At 50.8% G+C, this 16,168-nt stretch carries 14 protein-coding genes; 9 read left to right on the forward strand and 5 right to left on the reverse strand.

Annotation, left to right across the window (positions count from 1 at the left end):
• Positions 1–19: 19 nt before the first annotated feature.
• Entirely contained in the window at positions 20–868 is an 849-nt protein-coding gene (locus tag BRW83_RS05525) for an energy transducer TonB (RefSeq protein WP_005880871.1), read from the reverse strand.
• Between the two features lie 180 nt (positions 869–1,048).
• On the opposite strand from BRW83_RS05525, the gene hutX reads away from it, so the two are divergent.
• The 8 genes from hutX (at position 1,049) to BRW83_RS05565 (ending at position 10,780) form a co-directional block, all read left to right on the forward strand.
• Positions 1,049–1,576 carry a heme utilization cystosolic carrier protein HutX gene (gene hutX, locus BRW83_RS05530; RefSeq protein ID WP_005880868.1) on the forward strand — a complete coding sequence of 176 codons (528 nt, stop codon included), beginning with the start codon at positions 1,049–1,051 and terminating at the stop codon, positions 1,574–1,576.
• Positions 1,573–2,235 (forward strand): NAD(P)-dependent oxidoreductase, encoded by a 663-nt coding sequence (locus tag BRW83_RS05535; RefSeq protein WP_005880866.1) that lies wholly within the window; start codon positions 1,573–1,575, stop codon positions 2,233–2,235. Before hutX ends, BRW83_RS05535 begins: the two co-directional genes overlap by 4 nt.
• A complete protein-coding gene (gene hutW, locus BRW83_RS05540; protein ID WP_050757731.1) occupies positions 2,228–3,580 on the forward strand; it encodes a heme anaerobic degradation radical SAM methyltransferase ChuW/HutW in 1,353 nt (450 codons plus the stop codon). Before BRW83_RS05535 ends, hutW begins: the two co-directional genes overlap by 8 nt.
• 153 nt (positions 3,581–3,733) lie before the next feature.
• Positions 3,734–4,387, forward strand: a complete 654-nt coding sequence (gene purN / locus BRW83_RS05545; protein WP_005880864.1) for a phosphoribosylglycinamide formyltransferase — start codon at positions 3,734–3,736, stop codon at positions 4,385–4,387.
• Complete coding sequence (locus tag BRW83_RS05550; RefSeq protein ID WP_005880863.1) at positions 4,384–5,640, forward strand: RsmB/NOP family class I SAM-dependent RNA methyltransferase; 1,257 nt, start codon at positions 4,384–4,386, stop codon at positions 5,638–5,640. The genes purN and BRW83_RS05550 overlap by 4 nt, the downstream gene beginning before the upstream one ends.
• Before the next feature lie 353 nt (positions 5,641–5,993).
• Positions 5,994–7,655, forward strand: a complete 1,662-nt coding sequence (locus BRW83_RS05555; RefSeq protein ID WP_005880862.1) for a hydantoinase/oxoprolinase family protein — start codon at positions 5,994–5,996, stop codon at positions 7,653–7,655.
• Positions 7,656–7,666: 11 nt separating this feature from the next.
• Complete coding sequence (locus BRW83_RS05560; protein ID WP_005880861.1) at positions 7,667–8,977, forward strand: histone deacetylase family protein; 1,311 nt, start codon at positions 7,667–7,669, stop codon at positions 8,975–8,977.
• A gap of 156 nt (positions 8,978–9,133) precedes the next feature.
• Positions 9,134–10,780, forward strand: a complete 1,647-nt coding sequence (locus BRW83_RS05565) for an AAA family ATPase (protein WP_036603843.1) — start codon at positions 9,134–9,136, stop codon at positions 10,778–10,780.
• 219 nt (positions 10,781–10,999) lie between these two features.
• Here BRW83_RS05565 and BRW83_RS05570 read toward each other — a convergent pair whose 3' ends face one another.
• Positions 11,000–11,953 carry an MBL fold metallo-hydrolase gene (locus BRW83_RS05570; protein ID WP_005880859.1) on the reverse strand — a complete coding sequence of 318 codons (954 nt, stop codon included), beginning with the start codon at positions 11,951–11,953 and terminating at the stop codon, positions 11,000–11,002.
• Positions 11,954–12,097: 144 nt separating this feature from the next.
• On the opposite strand from BRW83_RS05570, the gene BRW83_RS05575 reads away from it, so the two are divergent.
• Positions 12,098–12,307 (forward strand): hypothetical protein, encoded by a 210-nt coding sequence (locus tag BRW83_RS05575; protein WP_036602969.1) that lies wholly within the window; start codon positions 12,098–12,100, stop codon positions 12,305–12,307.
• A 67-nt stretch (positions 12,308–12,374) separates the two neighbouring features.
• Here BRW83_RS05575 and frc read toward each other — a convergent pair whose 3' ends face one another.
• The 3 genes from frc to BRW83_RS05590 all read right to left on the reverse strand — a co-directional run bounded on the left by frc (position 12,375) and on the right by BRW83_RS05590 (position 16,117).
• A complete protein-coding gene (frc, locus tag BRW83_RS05580; RefSeq protein ID WP_005880857.1) occupies positions 12,375–13,661 on the reverse strand; it encodes a formyl-CoA transferase in 1,287 nt (428 codons plus the stop codon).
• A 238-nt stretch (positions 13,662–13,899) separates the two neighbouring features.
• On the reverse strand, positions 13,900–15,246 hold the full coding sequence (locus tag BRW83_RS05585; RefSeq protein ID WP_005880854.1) for a sigma-54 interaction domain-containing protein: 1,347 nt from the start codon (positions 15,244–15,246) through the stop codon (positions 13,900–13,902).
• Between the two features lie 160 nt (positions 15,247–15,406).
• A complete protein-coding gene (locus BRW83_RS05590; RefSeq protein WP_005880852.1) occupies positions 15,407–16,117 on the reverse strand; it encodes an alpha/beta hydrolase in 711 nt (236 codons plus the stop codon).
• Positions 16,118–16,168: the final 51 nt, after the last annotated feature.

Here is a 16,168-nt window from a genome sequence, read left to right on the forward strand (position 1 = left end):
TGTATTTGGGAAAAAGGTGTTATCGGTTATTCAGGTTGAAGCGGTAAGGGACGATGGCCCTGGCGTATATCGGCCTTCCATGTTCCATATAGGGGTAAAAAGTGCTGCGCCGGGCTGCTTTCAGGGCCGCTTCATCGAGCCGGTCGAATCCTGAAGAGGAAACGATACGGGCGTCGTGAACACGTCCGGACGTGTCGACGACAACCTGGACGTTGACTTGTCCGGATTCATGGCGCTGTATGGAGCGGGCAGGATATTCAGGTTTAAATGCCTGTTTGTAACGGAGCTGCGAGAGCGAAACGGAACGTGCCGATCCGGTTCCCGATCCGCCGGTACCAAAGTTGTTGCCTGTGTTCGCTCCGTGTCCTGCGCCGGGATTGTTTTCGTTGCCTGTACCTTTTCCTGTCCCTCTGTCGGTGTTGCTGCCCATTCCTTTTGTCGTGGCAGTACCGGCAGTTTTGTCTGCAGTTTGTTGCTGCAGAGGTGTCGATTCAGTCTGTTTCACTGTTTTCTTTTCGATTGTCGGGGCAGTCTGTACGGCACTTTTCGAAGCAGAACGCGTGGCGATCAGTCCGGATTGCGGTTTTTCTTTGGTCATCCGCGTGTTTTCACTGGCAACAGCTGTTGGTTGCGTACGGGATACATTGGCTGCTGGCTGTCCTGAGAGAACGGATACGTAAAGCGTTGAACCGCCACTGCCTCCTCCACCGCTGCTCCCGCCAAGTTCGACGAGGGGAATGCTCCTTAAAGCCATTGCAACCAGAAGACCATGCAAAAGCAGGACTGTTGCTGAAAGTGCCCTGGCCAGTGGCCGGGGCAAACGGTCGATATGCCGTGCGGGAAAAAAACCCGGGTTGCTTGTTGTCATTTTTCTGAAAACCGATTTTTATCGGGGTGATCTGTAAAAACGCTTCAAATGATAATGATTCTCATTTACAATTGTCAATGCTTAATGCGAATGAGACGCATTTATTTTTTGGTCGCGATGATTTTGCCAACGTGGTGAAGCTTCCGTCCAAAGGTATTTTTACTGAAAGGAAAATCAGAAATGACGCAAACGGCACAGCAGATGGATAAAGAAACGGTCAGGGCAAGGTTGCAGGAAAATCCGGGTGTCATACTCGAGGCGCTTGCAAGAAACAGTGGTTTTTCCATGGCTGAATTAATCGAGTTGCTTCCGGAAGAGATGTGGAAATGGACGGACGGAAGCCGTTTCATTGAAATCATGCAAATGCTTTCAAAGCTGGGCAAGATGACTCTGGTCATGAATACTCCGGATGTCATTATGGAGTTTTCCGGAGACATCCCGTCGGGGTCGGAAAGTAATGGCTTTTACAATCTGGATTACAAGAGCCCGATGCACGGTCATGTGCGGGCCGGTAATTGCAAATCGGTATATCTGGTCGAACGACCTTTCATGAAGTCGCAAACGCTCAGTATCCAGTTCATGAATGAAGCGGGCGAAGTCATGTTCAAGGTGTTTGCGGGCCGCGACGAAAAAAGAGAACTGATCGCTGAACAGGTGGAAGCCTTGCGTTCGATTTTTCGGGATGGCGGTGTCGGGGAGGTGGTATGAGTGGATGTGATTTGCTCTTGTTCGGTGCTACACGCAATACGGGGTTGCATATTGCCCGTCTCGCCACAAAGCGTGGCGAGAAAATTGCCGCGATGGTAAGGGGCGGTAGTGATGCATCTGCCTTGAAAAAACTGGACGTAAAGGTTCTGGAAGGCGACGCTTTTGAAGTGGATGACTGTATTCAGGCTATCGATCAAACGTGTCCAAGACGGGTCGTCAGTCTGATGGGAGGCAAAAACCTGGAGGGACGTCGCGTTTGCGGTGAAGGCAATATCAATGTTATCAGGGCACTGGAAAACTCGGCCCCTGTTGAACGTTTCGTGCTGGTGACATCGATGGGATGTGGTGAACAGTTCGCGGGTCTGAACGGGAATGTCAAAAAGTTTCTGGGCGAGGCCTTGCTGGCCAAGACGGAGGCGGAGGATTATCTGCGCCTTTCCGGTTTATCCTGGACGATTGTCCGGCCGGGAGGGCTCAATAATGAACCGGCAACCGGTGCTTTCTGTCTGCTTGATGCGCCTGACCGGAACCGGCAGGGATATGTGTCGCGTGAAGACGTCGCGGCAGCGGTTTTGAAAATACTGGATGACGCCGACTATCTGTATCGGGCTACGACCGTCCAGTGTGATTTGCCGATCAGGGAGAGTGTCGATGCGTGAGCTTTCCGATTTTTTTGCACGCATGAGTGACGATCCCCTGACGATGGCGTTCGAGGAAGAAAAGAAGACGATGCCGCCTATGGCAGGCATGCGCCGTGAACCATCTCCCTGGAATGGAGGGACGTTTGCCGAGTTTGCTCCGCAGGCCTTCATGGCGGGGCAGCAGCGTCCGCTTGCCTTATATGTCCATGTGCCGTTTTGCCATCATCATTGCACTTTTTGCCCGTTTTACATCAATCAGACGAAAAAGGATTTCAGTGCGAAATATACGGCGCTCCTGTTGAAGGAAATCGCCGATACGGCTGAGGTTTTAAAGGATGTGGCCCACAAGCGCAAGGTCGACGTGATTTATTTCGGGGGTGGTACACCCACCGATCTTGAAAAGGACGATATGGCGAGTGTCATCCGTTCGCTGTTCGATCATTTCGACATTTCACCGGATGCCGAGGTGACGGTTGAAGGCCGAAATACCGGTTTTACGGCAGAGAAGGGGCAAGCATGGGTTACGGCCGGCGCAAACCGGTTTTCCATCGGGCTTCAGGCAGCCAATACGCAGTTGCGCAAAAAGCTCGGCAGGCTGGCTTCCAGAGAGGAGGCGGGGGCGACCTTGAACGAGCTTGCCGATACGGGTGCCTCGGTCGTGATCGATCTGCTTTACGGATTGCCTGGACAGACAGAGGAAATCCTGATCGAGGATGTCCGTTACATCAGTGAACAAACGCGTATTGCCGGGCTGGATCTGTACGAACTCAGGATGTTTCCGGGCAGCCCGCTGGAGAAAGCGATCGAACGGGGCAAGATGCCCGCCATACCGGAGTTTCCTGAAAAAGCACGGTTGTTCGGGGCGGCTTACAAGAACCTGATTGCCGGAGGGTTCGATCATTTTTCTCCACGGCACTGGCGTCGCACCCCAAACGAACGGTCACTCTATAACCGGCTTGCCGGTGAGCAAACGGATATGATCCCGTTCGGTTCGGCCGCCGGTGGGCGGCTGGGGACGATCGGGCTCAGTACTGCGCGGGATATCAAGTCATATACGGAAATGGTCGAGCGAGGTGAAAAACCGCTGGGACGGATTACGGAGGCTCCGCTTGCTGTCGAGAAGACAGGATTCGACAAGGAGCTTGATATGGCGTTTGAAACGATCAGGGTTCCGGCAATCGACAAATGGCCGGATTCGCTTCGTGAGTCGGGCTCTCTTTTGCTGGCCCAATGGAAAAAGGCCGGATTGCTTGAAGGGGACGTCGACGGTCCTGGCATGGGGTTTACCTGTGCCGGATTTTACTGGTCTTCGCGTATGAAAAAACTTCTGCTCGAGTTTGCTGCGGAGCCGGTTCCGGCATAGGTCTTTTTATCGGCTGGCTTGCCGATGAACAGACCGGAGTGCCCTCCACTGGCGTTTTTGTGGAGGGCATTTTTTTGTCAGTGATACATAATCATATCTCTTTATTTCATGGCAGACATGGCTTAAAGCTTGCCCAACGGGTACAATCTCGTCATGAAAAATATCGTCATTCTTATTTCCGGCAGGGGCAGCAATATGGAAGCCATTGTCCGGACGTTCAATCAGGAAAAATGGGATGCCAGACTGTCTGCGGTTATCAGTAATCGTGCCGATGCGGCCGGTCTTGGTTTCGCCGGAAAAGCAGGAATTCCAACCCGGGTCGTATCGCACAAGGACTATCCCGACAGGGAATCCTATGATGCCGTCTTGCAGAAAACGATCGATGAATATCAGCCTGATCTTTTGATTCTGGCCGGTTTCATGCGTATTCTGACAACGGGTTTTGTCGAACATTACACAGGCCGGATGATCAATATCCATCCCTCCCTGCTTCCGAGTTTCAGGGGTTTGCATACCCACCAGCAGGCGATTGACGCCGGTGTGCGCGTTCATGGTGCGACGGTTCATTTCGTCACGCCGGAACTGGATGGTGGCCCGATTATCGCACAGGCGATCGTTCCGGTCTTTCCGGATGACAATGAAGACAAACTGGCGGACAGGGTGCTGGAACAGGAACACCGGATTTATCCCCGTGTCGTGCGTCTGATTGTCGAGGACAGGATCAGCCTGAATGAGGATGGGAGTGTGAACCTGTCTCCGGAAGTAGTTGATTCACTTAGTTTTATTGTAAAGGGAGGTGGGTTGTGAGACTCGCACCAATGGTTATTACCCATACCGAACAGGTATTGAGGGAAGTTCTGCAGTTTTCAGGTCCGGCCGACGTCGTGATTTCACGTTATTTCCGTGAACATCCGAAACTGGGGATGCGCGAACGGGGCGCTGTTGCGGAAGCGGTTTATGCAATTCTTCGTAACCGGCTGATTTACAATAATTTTTCAGAGTCGGGATATGGCCCGCAGATGCGACGTCTGGTGTTGTTGGGACTGGCCGATATTTATGGCGTGGATTCCATTGGCGGAATCGACGAAAATGAAACCGCCTGGTTAAACCATGTTTCGAAGGTGGATCGCAGCCAGTTGCCGCAGAAAATGCAGGCCAATTTGCCGGAATGGCTTTACGACCGGCTGGCAGAACAGATCGGGGAAGAGGAAACGGGCAAGCTGGCTGCCGTGCTGAATACGCCAGCGCCGCTGGATTTGCGTATCAATACCTTGAAAATCAAGCCTGATGAGGTGATGAAGGTGTTAAGTGAAGTGCCGGTCGAATGCGCTCCGACGCCTTTCGCTTCCACGGGGATTCGCCTCCAGAAGAAAATCGCCTTGCAGAATATGCCTCTGTTCAGGGATGGCGGGGTTGAGGTTCAGGACGAAGGCAGCCAGTTGCTGGCTCAGATCGTCGGTGCCAAACGGGGTGAAATGGTCGTCGATTTCTGTGCCGGTGCAGGTGGCAAGACGCTGGCTCTGGGCTGTGCCATGCGCAATACCGGGCGTCTTTACGCTTTCGACGTGTCTGACAAGCGGCTGGCGAAGATGAAGCCGAGGCTGGCGAGAAGTGGCCTGTCGAACGTTCACCCGATCCAGATCGCTCATGAACGTGATGCCAGAATCAAGCGACTGGCTGGCAAGGCCGACCGGGTATTGATCGATTCGCCATGCAGTGGGCTCGGTACCTTGCGCCGCAACCCTGATTTGAAATGGCGTCAGACGCCTGAAACGATTACCGAGATGACGGAAAAGCAGCATGCGATTCTGGAATCGGCTGCACGGCTGGTCAAGGTGGGTGGACGGCTTGTTTATGCCACGTGCAGTTTGCTGGAAGATGAAAACGACCGGATAGTCGAGGACTTCCTGAAAAAGGATGACCGCTTTGCGCTGGTACCGATGTCGAAAGTTCTGGCAGACGGGAAGGTCAACCTTGAAATGGGAGATTACCTGAAGCTGATGCCCCACCAACACCAGACAGACGGATTCTTTGCGGCTGTGTTCGAACGCGTGAAATAAACCGGTTTTCCGATATCTGAAAGCGGCATTTCCACCTGGAATGCCGCTTTTTTATCAAGATGCTTTAATGAACGTTTGGAACATAATGTTTTAAATGGATATTTTCTGGGTTTTGATATTTGAAACAGGATGAAAAATCCTGTCTTCCATTCTCTGAAATCCGGTCAAGATCAAGAGTATTCCGACTCTCCAATGATACAATAGTCCAGTAATGCCTGAAGGGCACGCCGGATATTCTTGCCGGAGTGCATTTTGCAAGATTTTTCCCAATACGATTTTTTTCTCTTCAAAAACGATATGGCACTATTCACATCCCTGAAATCCTCTTACACATCTGTCGAAAGGAGATGTTTATGATCCTTGGAATCGACGTTGGAGGTACGCATACCGATTCGGTCCTGATGAAAGGCCGGAAAATCATCCGCAAATCGAAAGTTCTGACGGATAAGGAAAACATTCTGAACTGCGTCATGATGGCGACGGAAGCGGTCGCAAAGCCGGAAGACATCAAGAATCTGGAACGCATTGTCCTGTCGACGACCTTGACGACGAATGCGGTTGTCCAGAATCAGCTGGCTCCTGTCGGTCTGGTTGTCATGAACGGCCCGGGCGTGTCGCCGAAAGATTTGCCACTGTATGACAAGGCGAATTATGTGGCCGGTTACATGAGCCATCGTGGTATTGAGGCTGAAGCTCCGGATCGTTCGGAACTGGCCGAGCTGAAAGCGAAATTCAAAAAAGAAAAAATCAATCGGCTGGCGATTGTCGGCAAGTTCTCCACCCGCAACCCGGCTCATGAACAGGAAGTGAGTGACGTTTTCAAAGACGTTGCAGAACATGCTTCACAGAGCCACCAGCTGTCCGGTTCGCTGAATTTTCCGCGCCGTATTGCGACGACGTATCTGAATGAAGCTGTCTGGCATCTTCAGGACAAGCTCGCAAACGAGCTGAAAACCTACATGGACAAGCTGGGCGTGAATGTTCCCCTGTATATTCTGAAAGCCGACGGCGGTACGATTGAATTCGAACAGTCCCGCAAAACGCCTGTCCAGACCATTCTGTCCGGCCCTGCCGCGACGATCATGGGTGTGCTGCCATACGTTTCGGATGACATGGATTCCATTTCGGTCGATATCGGCGGTACAACGACGGATATCGCTCTGTTTGCCGATGGAGTGCCTCTGCTCGAACCGCAAGGTATCACGATTGAAGACCATAAAACCTCGGTTCGCGGTTTGCTGACGCATTCGATCGGGGTTGGCGGGGACAGCCACGTTCGCGTGGAAGACGGGGTCCTGAAACTGGGGCCTGAACGTCTGGGTGCTGCGATGGCGTTTGACGGCCCGGTACCGACGACGACGGATGCGCTGATTGTATTGGGAATCGCCGATATCGGTGACAAGGCCAAGGCAATGGAAGCCATGAAACAGCTGGCAGCCGAACTGAAGAAAACACCGGAAGAAGTCGCAAAAGATGTGCTCGATCTGGCCTGTACGCTGATCGTGGACAAGATCAATGCGATGCTCGCCGAAATCAACAGCAAGCCGGTTTACACGATTCACGAATTGCTGGAAGGCCGGAAAATCGAGCCGCTGGAAATTGTGGTGGTCGGCGGTCCGGCTCCTTTCATGGCAAAGCGCATCGGCGAGATGATGGATTGTCCGGTGAAGGTACCGGGGGACTCCGACGTGATCAATGCCAGTGGCGCTGCTACAGCCAGAACGACGGTTGAACTGAATATGATCGCGGATACCGAAGCGCAAACGCTGAGTATCGCGGAAGAGGGCGTCCAGCAGGAAATTTCCAGACGGTTTACACTGGATGACCTGATTGAACTGGGTACCGACAAATTGGTCAAGATGGCGAAACAGGCTGGTGCACGGGATCAGGATATCGAGGTCGAAGTGGCCGACAGCCAGGTGTTCAACGTGGTTCGCGGCTATTCCACGACGGGTAAAAACATGCGTGTCAGACTTCAGGTCAAACCGGGTCTGATTAAAGATGATTCGAATTGAGAGGGGTTTTCGTGAAAAAGAAAACAGGACTGGTTTTTTTCCCGGCTTTTGACTATGCGATCACGCCGACCCATCCGGAGCGTGAGGAACGCCTGCTTTATACGCAGGATCAGGTGGTTGAGGAAGGCTTGCTGGATTTCGACAATATCAAGGAATACAAGCCTGATCTGGCAACACCTGAAGATATCAACCGGGTGCATTTCTGTGTTCCGAATATCGATGAGATCGTTCACACATCCCATCTGATTTCGGTTGGCGGAACATTGACGGCAGCCGACAAGGTCATGACCGGCGAAGTGGACAACGCTTTCGCGCTGGTTCGTCCTTGCGGACACCATTCCATGCGTGTCGTGCACGGCAGCCGTGGTTTCTGTACGCTGAACATGGAAGCGATCATGATCGAGTACATCCGTCACAAATACGGTGTGAAACGGATTGCTGTGGTCGATACCGATTGCCATCACGGCGACGGTTCGCAGGATATTTTCTGGCATGATCCGAATACGCTGTTCATTTCCATGCATCAGGATGGCCGTACCCTGTATCCGGGTTCCGGGTTCCCTGACGAAATGGGTGGCCCTAACGCGTTCGGCTCTATCGTCAACCTGCCGATGCCGCCGGAAACCTGTGAAGAAGGCTTCCTTTATACGCTCGACAATATCGTCATGCCTTTGCTGGACGATTTCAAGCCTGACCTGATCATCAATTCGGCCGGACAGGATAACCATTATTCCGATCCGATCACGAACATGAAGTTCACGGCTCAGGGTTATGCTGTGTTGAATGATCGTCTGAAACCGGATCTGGCTGTTCTGGAAGGCGGCTATTCGATCGAATCCGCGCTGCCTTACATCAATACGGGTATCATTCTGGCGATGGCGGGTATGGATTACAGCCATATCAAGGAACCGGATTACGATCCACGCAATCAGGTCCAGTCGCAGCACATCACCAATTATCTGAAACAGCTGAAGGATCATACGCTGGATAACTGGAGAAACAAGGAAGCGATCAAGCGCAAGTTCTACCAGAGTCAGCCGTTCCATCGTCGCAACCGCAGCATTTTCTACGATACCGACTATATCCGCGAAACCCAGACCGAAGTCGTCAGACAGTGTCCGGATTGCGGCGGTACGGTCGTGATCGATTCGCAGGCGGATAGCGGAAGGGACAGCCATATCAAGGCTGTCGCCATTCCACGTTATGCTTGCGACGCGTGCCGGAAATGGGGCGAAGAGCAGTTTGAAAAAGGCAAAAAAGAAGGTTTTGCACAGGTCTTCCTGCAAGACAAGGACAAGGATCTGTATCTGGTCGACGAATGATGCGCCTGTCCGTTTTTTGAATGTTTTTTGTAAACGACTGAAGCCAGCTTTATGCTGGCTTCGGTTTATTGCCTGTTTTCATCTCATGAATGCAGTAACAGGAAAATCCTGTTTTATCCGATAATAGGCATTTTCACAGTTCGGTTGAAAGCTAATATGGAGTTTGATCTTTCTGTTTCGCTGGTTAATGAATTGCTGGCCAATGTCAGCAAGGATTCTGCATTGGTGAAACATCTTGGTTCACACGGCCTGACTAATGGCCGGATTCTTGTACCGGATCATCTTTTCGATGAAGACGAAGATGCGTTTGGACAGTTGTGGCGTCTGGCTGAAAAAAATGATGACCAGGGATTGTTGTTCCAATTGATCGGTGAACGCAATGTCAGAAAAGCAAGAGGCGGAACATTTACCGTTCCGACTCTCGAGATGCTGGTTCCGGTACTGAAGGAATATTTGTCGATCGATGCCATTGATGGCTGGCTTTACCGGCGCAGTAAAGACGGTATCCTGCTTCCCTGGCTGATTGACAGTATCGAGTACGTACCAAGGGAATATGACAAGCCTTCTCTGCCGTATGTCAGTATCCAGTTGCTGGCCAATACCATTGCCGCGACCACTCGTGTTGACGATGCCGTTCCGGAGCAATGGCGGAGTGGCATGACAAGTGCCATTCTGTTTTATCAGAGAGAGATGGGCAAACTGTCCATTCCCGAATTGCTCTCGCAAAAGGGCTTTTACAAGGAATGTCCGGAATTCAGGGAAGAATACGAAAGACAGCACCAGCGTTTCACCACTTTCCAGCCATTCTATGGAAAACAGTTTCTGGCAAGAGATTTCGGTTTCCTGATCAGGCCGGGAGAAACCAGATTGTCCGAAAACCTGGAGTTATTCCGGATTCCGAAAGATACGGCTATCAAATGTGTCAATGATGAAGAAGTCATAGAACGGCGGATTGAAACGCATTCCGGTGATGGAGGCATCATCGACGGGACGCCGGGACAGATTCCGATTCACTGTTATCTCCGGATGTTCTATCTTGAACAGCACGAAAATTGCTGGGTACATGTCCAGAATCTGGAAGAATACCAGTACAGGCCGGAATTGAAGGACAAACTCGTCTTGCCGGAAGAACACCGCAGGCTGATCGATATTTTGACTGCGCATACGGATATGCTGGTCGATGACATTATTGAAGGCAAATCAGGTGGAACGACGATCCTGTGTATGGGAGCGGCAGGCCTTGGGAAAACACTGACGGCCGAAGTCTATTCGGAGGTTGCAGGCAAGCCTTTGTATCGTGTTCATTCCGGCCAGCTGGGTACGTCAGGCGAAAGCGTTGAAGCGGCACTGTCCACCGTTTTGCAGCGCGCGGCACGTTGGGATGCGATCTTGTTAATGGATGAGGCGGATGTGTATATCCGCCGTCGCGACAATGATCTGGAGCATAACGCCATTGTCGCGGAGTTTTTGAGGACGCTGGAATATTTTGACGGTTTGCTGTTCATGACGACCAATCGTGTCGATGATGTGGATGAGGCTATTCTCTCCCGTTGCATTGCGGTGATCCGTTATGAAACGCCTCCGAAAGAGGATGCCATCAAATTGTGGAAATCCCTGTCTGAACAGTTTCAGGTTGAATTGTCTGACAAGCTTATTGAAGATCTTGTCCGCGACTTTCCGTATTCCAGTGGACGGGATATCAAGGAAATGCTGAAACTGACCAGCCGTTTGTGTGGCAACAGTAATGAACCGGTTTCACTGGAGGCTTTCCATCAGTCTGCCGTTTTCAGAGGGCGGAGGTAAGCCTGTCGTTTTAAAATCGTATCCAGCAAAAAAGCCAGCATAACGCTGGCTTTTTTGCTGGAAGGGATTCTGTGATGGATATAAATCAGCTGCGACAAGGATTCAGCTTTTTATAAATTTCGGTCTTTGTCTGAAATCGTTTCCGGAAAGTGAGATAGTGTAAAACGTTCAGTTTGCCGATTGCACAGAATTTTCCATAAAGCTTGTTTCTTACTGATATCAGGCACATCCGCATCCGCAGGCATGTGCATGTTTTTTGCACATCGAAAAATCGCCTTCCTGTTTTTCGGGAAGTTGTCCCAGTTCGATAACCGTACCGGTACAGCCGAAAGTGACTTTATCACCCAGATAATCTTTCATCTGTTGCATGGCCTTGTCACCGGTGCAATGACATGGGATCAGCCAGTCCAGATTCCAGCTCTTCATCGCTTCCAGTGTGTTTTTCATACGTTCCTCATTCGCACGAATGAGATGCATGCCGCCGACGATGCCGGACACTTTTTCAACACCGGATACTTTGCGGATGTAGTTGACGGTATTGACGATGCCGGAATGGCAGCAACCCAGAAGAATGACGAGGCCTTTATCGGTTTCGAACCACATGGACATGTCGTCTGAAACCGGATCGGGTTTTGTTCCGGCGGCATCAAGGAAGAGAGCATCGCCGACATCCTCGAAAGTCGTCAGGCGTGGTACCGGTCCGGTGGCTGCTACGCCCGGCAGGAAATAGTGTGGTGCGGTGAGGATATGTTTTTGTTCTGGCGGCAAATTGGCAAATACCTGTTTTGCACTGGCCGGAGGCGACCAGTTCAGGGATTGTTCACCGGGGCGGCAGCAAAACCGGTCGGCCTCGATATTCTGTCCGCAGTACATCGGCGCGGTCGGATTGATGGCGTAAAAGTCTGCCAGATTATCGGTATGATCGTCATGACCGTGGCTCATGACCAGTACTTCCGCATCCGCCAGATTGATACCCAGGCGTTCGGCGTTTTTCAGAATGACATCTTTTTGACCGGTATCGAAAAGAATGCGTCGGTCGCGGATTTTGATCCATGCGGCAAATCCGTGTACACATTCAAGACCGTCACCGGCCTTGTTGTCTACGAGCAGGGTAATACTGGAAGCGGCGTGATGACCACATCCGCATTGGTGTTCTGTTGTTACATTTGACATGATTGTTATTCCGTTAGAGTAAGTCATGATCGTTCTGGATAGTTTAATTCTATCTACTAACTGTCCAATACGACAATGATTATTTTTTATAAATAAATCATTTTAAAAACAATATGTTAAGTGTATTTTATTTGTTTGGATGTCTTGACTCTGGAATATTTTGATGTCATTTATGTTGAATGTGGCATTAATTTGGCAGTTTATGGCAGTAGTGAGATCGTTTATTCTCAAGCACAAATCGGGAAGAAAGAGATTGGCGGGATGCTGGAAAGCGCGAAAGGCAAACAGGGCAGTAATGACCCGAAGGATGAATGTGGCCGCAATGATGTGGAATCATTGCACGTGCTTGTTTGATTAGGGTTTCGTGTGACAAAAAAACGGCACTCCGGAGAGTGCCGTTTTGCCCAGAAAGTCTGACGGATCAAACTACCTGTTTTGCATGCAGTTCCTTGATCTTGGCATCGTCAAGACCCAGTTCTTTCAGAACTTCGTCGGTATGTTCGCCCAACAGCGGAGCACGGGTAATTTCCGGCTGGAATCCGGAGAATTTGAACGGTGCGCCAACGGTCAGGTGGTTACCACGAATTTCGTCGACAACTTCAACGACGGTACCAACTTTCTGCAGGGAAGGATCGTGAGCCAGTTCTTTCATGGACATGACCGGACCGCAAGGAATGCCGTACTGGGCAGCCCATTCGGTAACTTCGAATTTGTCCTTGTCAGCGAACTTGGTTTCGATGAAGGAGAAGATGTCCATCAGCTTGTCAACACGACCTTCGAATGTGTTGTAGGCTGGGTCGTCTTTCCATTCTGGCTTGTCGATCATGTCGCAGATCTGTGGCCACATGTTTGCAGCGATGGTGAAGTAAACGTAGGAGTCCGCATCGGTTTCCCAACCTTTACATTTCAGCATCCAGCCTGGCTGGCCGCCGCCACCTGCGTTACCACCACGTGGAACGGAAGTGATGTTGTCGAAGGACAGTGGGTTACCGTCTCTGTCGAAGGCAAAGTTAGGCTGAGCCTGTGGGTATTCAGCCAGAATGCCGGTTCTTTCCAGACGTTGCTGGTCACGCAGTTTGATACGAACCAGATTCAGAACAGCGTCCTGCATAGCGACGGCAACTTTCTGACCACGGCCGGTTTTGTGACGCATTTCCAGAGCGGCCAGAATACCGATCATCAGGTGCATACCGGAGTTGGAGTCACCCAGAGCAGCGCCGGAAACGGTTGGAGGACCATCCCAGAAACCGGTGGTAGCTGCAGCACCGCCGGAACACTGTGCAACGTTTTCATAAACTTTCAGGTGTTCGTTGGCGTGGCCTTCTGCATAGCCTTTAACGGAAGCCAGAATGACGCGTGGATTCAGTTCCTGAATGTATTCCCAAGTAAAGCCCATACGGTCCAGTGCGCCTGGTCCGAAGTTTTCGACCATGACGTCGGCTTTCTTGATCATCTGTTCCAGAAGCTCTTTGCCTTCCGGGGTTTTCATGTCCAGTTCAATCGAACGTTTGTTACAGTTGAACATCGTGAAATACAGGGAATCAACATTTGGTTTGTCCTGCAGCCATCCACGAGTCATATCTCCGGAACCACGTCTTTCAATCTTGATGACGTTTGCGCCCAAGAAACCCATCATCTGTGTACAGGCAGGACCTGCCTGGACGTGGGTAAAGTCAAGCACATTAATTCCATCTAATGGTTTAGTCATAATTTCTCATTTCCTTGTCGTTGGTACAACTTTTGGTTTTTATTCTCTGTGGCTGTTTCCCCGAAAGGAACTGCCAAGAAAGAAAAACTTCGCCCAAAGGGCTGAAGGTACTAACTTGGGTTGCTAACACTTCGCATAACATCTCAAAATGAAGCAAGCTTTATGTATAGCCCCTATATTTTACTCGATAAGTTATTTAAATCAAGAGCGTTTGAAATGATTCATTAGTCCGGTTGTTTTAACGTTCCTGTTTTTCATGAAGTTCAGAGAGACGGCGATAAAGCGTGCGTTCGCTGATACCCAACATTTTTGCCAGGGTTTTGCGTTTTCCGGAAAATGTCGAAAGCAGTTGTCCTGATTGTGTATCCGGAGATATCTGTTGTGCTGTCGGTTTTTCACCATTCTCCGGCTCGGGAATCAACAGATGTTCGGGACGTATTTCATGGCTTTCACACAGGAGTGCCGCCCGTTCGAGGAAGTTGCGCAATTCCCGGACGTTTCCCGGATAGGAGTAGGTCTGGAGGAGAAACATGGCTTCGTCGGAGAGTGTCAGGTTCCTTTCTGGCGCCACTTTTTTCAGAAGGGATGCAATCAGAAGGGGAATGTCTTCCAGTCTGTCTCTTACGGCCGGAACAGGAATGGGAAAGGCTTCGAGCATGTAATAGAGGTCTTTCCTGAACAGCTTGTCTTCGGTTTTTTTCCGGAGATTGTGGCTTGTCGCGGAAATGACCCGGATATCCGCACGGCGCAAATCGGCAGAACCATGACGCCTGTAAGCGCCGGTTTCAAGAAGGTGCAACAGTTTCGACTGGATGGAAAGGGGAAGATCGCCGACTTCGTCCAGAAAAAGGGTGCCCCCGTCTGCGGCATCCACCAATCCTCTTTTTGCGGAACCTGTTTTCGAATGCGTTGGCCGTTCCTGTCCGAACAGCTCGCTTTCGAAGTGGGTTTCGGGAATGCCCGGGCAATCGACGACGATGAATGGTTTGGCTGCCCGCTTTCCGGATCGGTGAATGGCCTGGGCCACGACTTCCTTGCCGGTTCCCGATTCTCCGTAAAGCAGGGTATTGATGTCCGATGAAGCGGCTTTTTCAACCAGATTCATCATTCGGGTATAAGCGGCGGATTTTCCGGTCAGGCTGTTTTTTACTGTCTGGCCTTTCGCTATTTTGACCGGTTCGATTTTTTCGACGAAACAGGTGATTTCTCCTGACGCATTCTTGATGGGGGTCAGTTCGATGCTGACGTATTCCTCTCCTTCCGGAGTGTGATGCATGTGCAGTACCCGCTCGGATTTTCCGGAATGTCTGCTTTTTGCGAGTGGACAGGTTTCGCCGGAATAATCGCAGGGCTTTGTGTAATTGTGGGAAACCTCGTAACAGGTGCGGCCGATGACTGAGGTTTTGGGGTTACAGTATTTTCGAAAGGCGCTATTGACGGCAATGATCCTGTATTCCCTGTCGAAAAGAATGTGCGGTTCGGTCTGCGCCTGAAGAAACGAGGCAAGTTCGGTAAAGGACATATCGATTCGTTCTTTTGTTGACGGTTCGTTTCTCATACTGCCATGATCTGTCAGAACTGCCAAGCGTTGTCAGCTTGTCATCGTATGAAAAAGAATGTCCCTTATCGGAAAAAAGGAAGGGGATGCTCAGGGAAGATCGGAAAAAAATAGAGGAAAAGCAGAAGCGGAAAAGTGGAAAGAGTGAAACCGGCATTTCCCGATCGGGAAATGCCGGTCTGTTTTTTTATTGGGGGCGGCCGGGACTGCGGTTGATGAAAAATTCCATCGCTTTTTCCACAACAGGTGGATGGATGAGGTGAAGACCGTGGAATTCAAGGAATTCCACGTCGTAGCCTTCTTTTTTCAGTTCATTATAGTGATGCAGTCCGCTGGTTTTCATCGGGAGCTGCTCGTCCTCGGGACTGTGGGCGATGAATACGAGTGGCTTGCCTCTTGGAACGTACAGGTTCATGAACCCGCCGGACAGGGCGATGACATGAGAAACGATTTCGCCGTTGGATAATCCGATGGAAAGAGAGTAGCTTGCGCCGTCCGAGAAGCCGCAGAAACCGAAATGGTTTTTGTCGATGTTGTAGCGGGAAGCGACTTCTTCAAGGCCTTTTTCGAGTTTTTCCAGATCGGGGCCGTTGCCTCCTACGGTCAAGTCCCAGGTGATGTAGGTCGATTGGGGAACCATCAGGAGAAATTTTTCTTTTTCGGCCCAGTCTCTGAAAAAGGGCATGACTTTTTCGGCACTGCCGCCTGCGCCATGAAACATGACCAGCAGTTTGACGGGTTTGTCAGTGTCGAGTCCTTCCGGAACGACCAGTATGGTGTCTCTTTCTCCTTCAATGCCCAGCGAAAGATTCAGTGGATGAGTACCGGCAGGAAAAGGGGCTTTGTCGGGAGTACGAAACTGAAAAGAGAGATGTCCCAGAATGGAAGGGGGCATCATGGAAAAATCGAAATTTTGCAGGTTTGACGGGAAATTACTTTTCATGGCATC

Origin of the sequence: Oxalobacter formigenes (genome assembly GCF_002127965.1) — a bacterium.
Lineage (GTDB): Bacteria > Pseudomonadota > Gammaproteobacteria > Burkholderiales > Burkholderiaceae_D > Oxalobacter > Oxalobacter formigenes.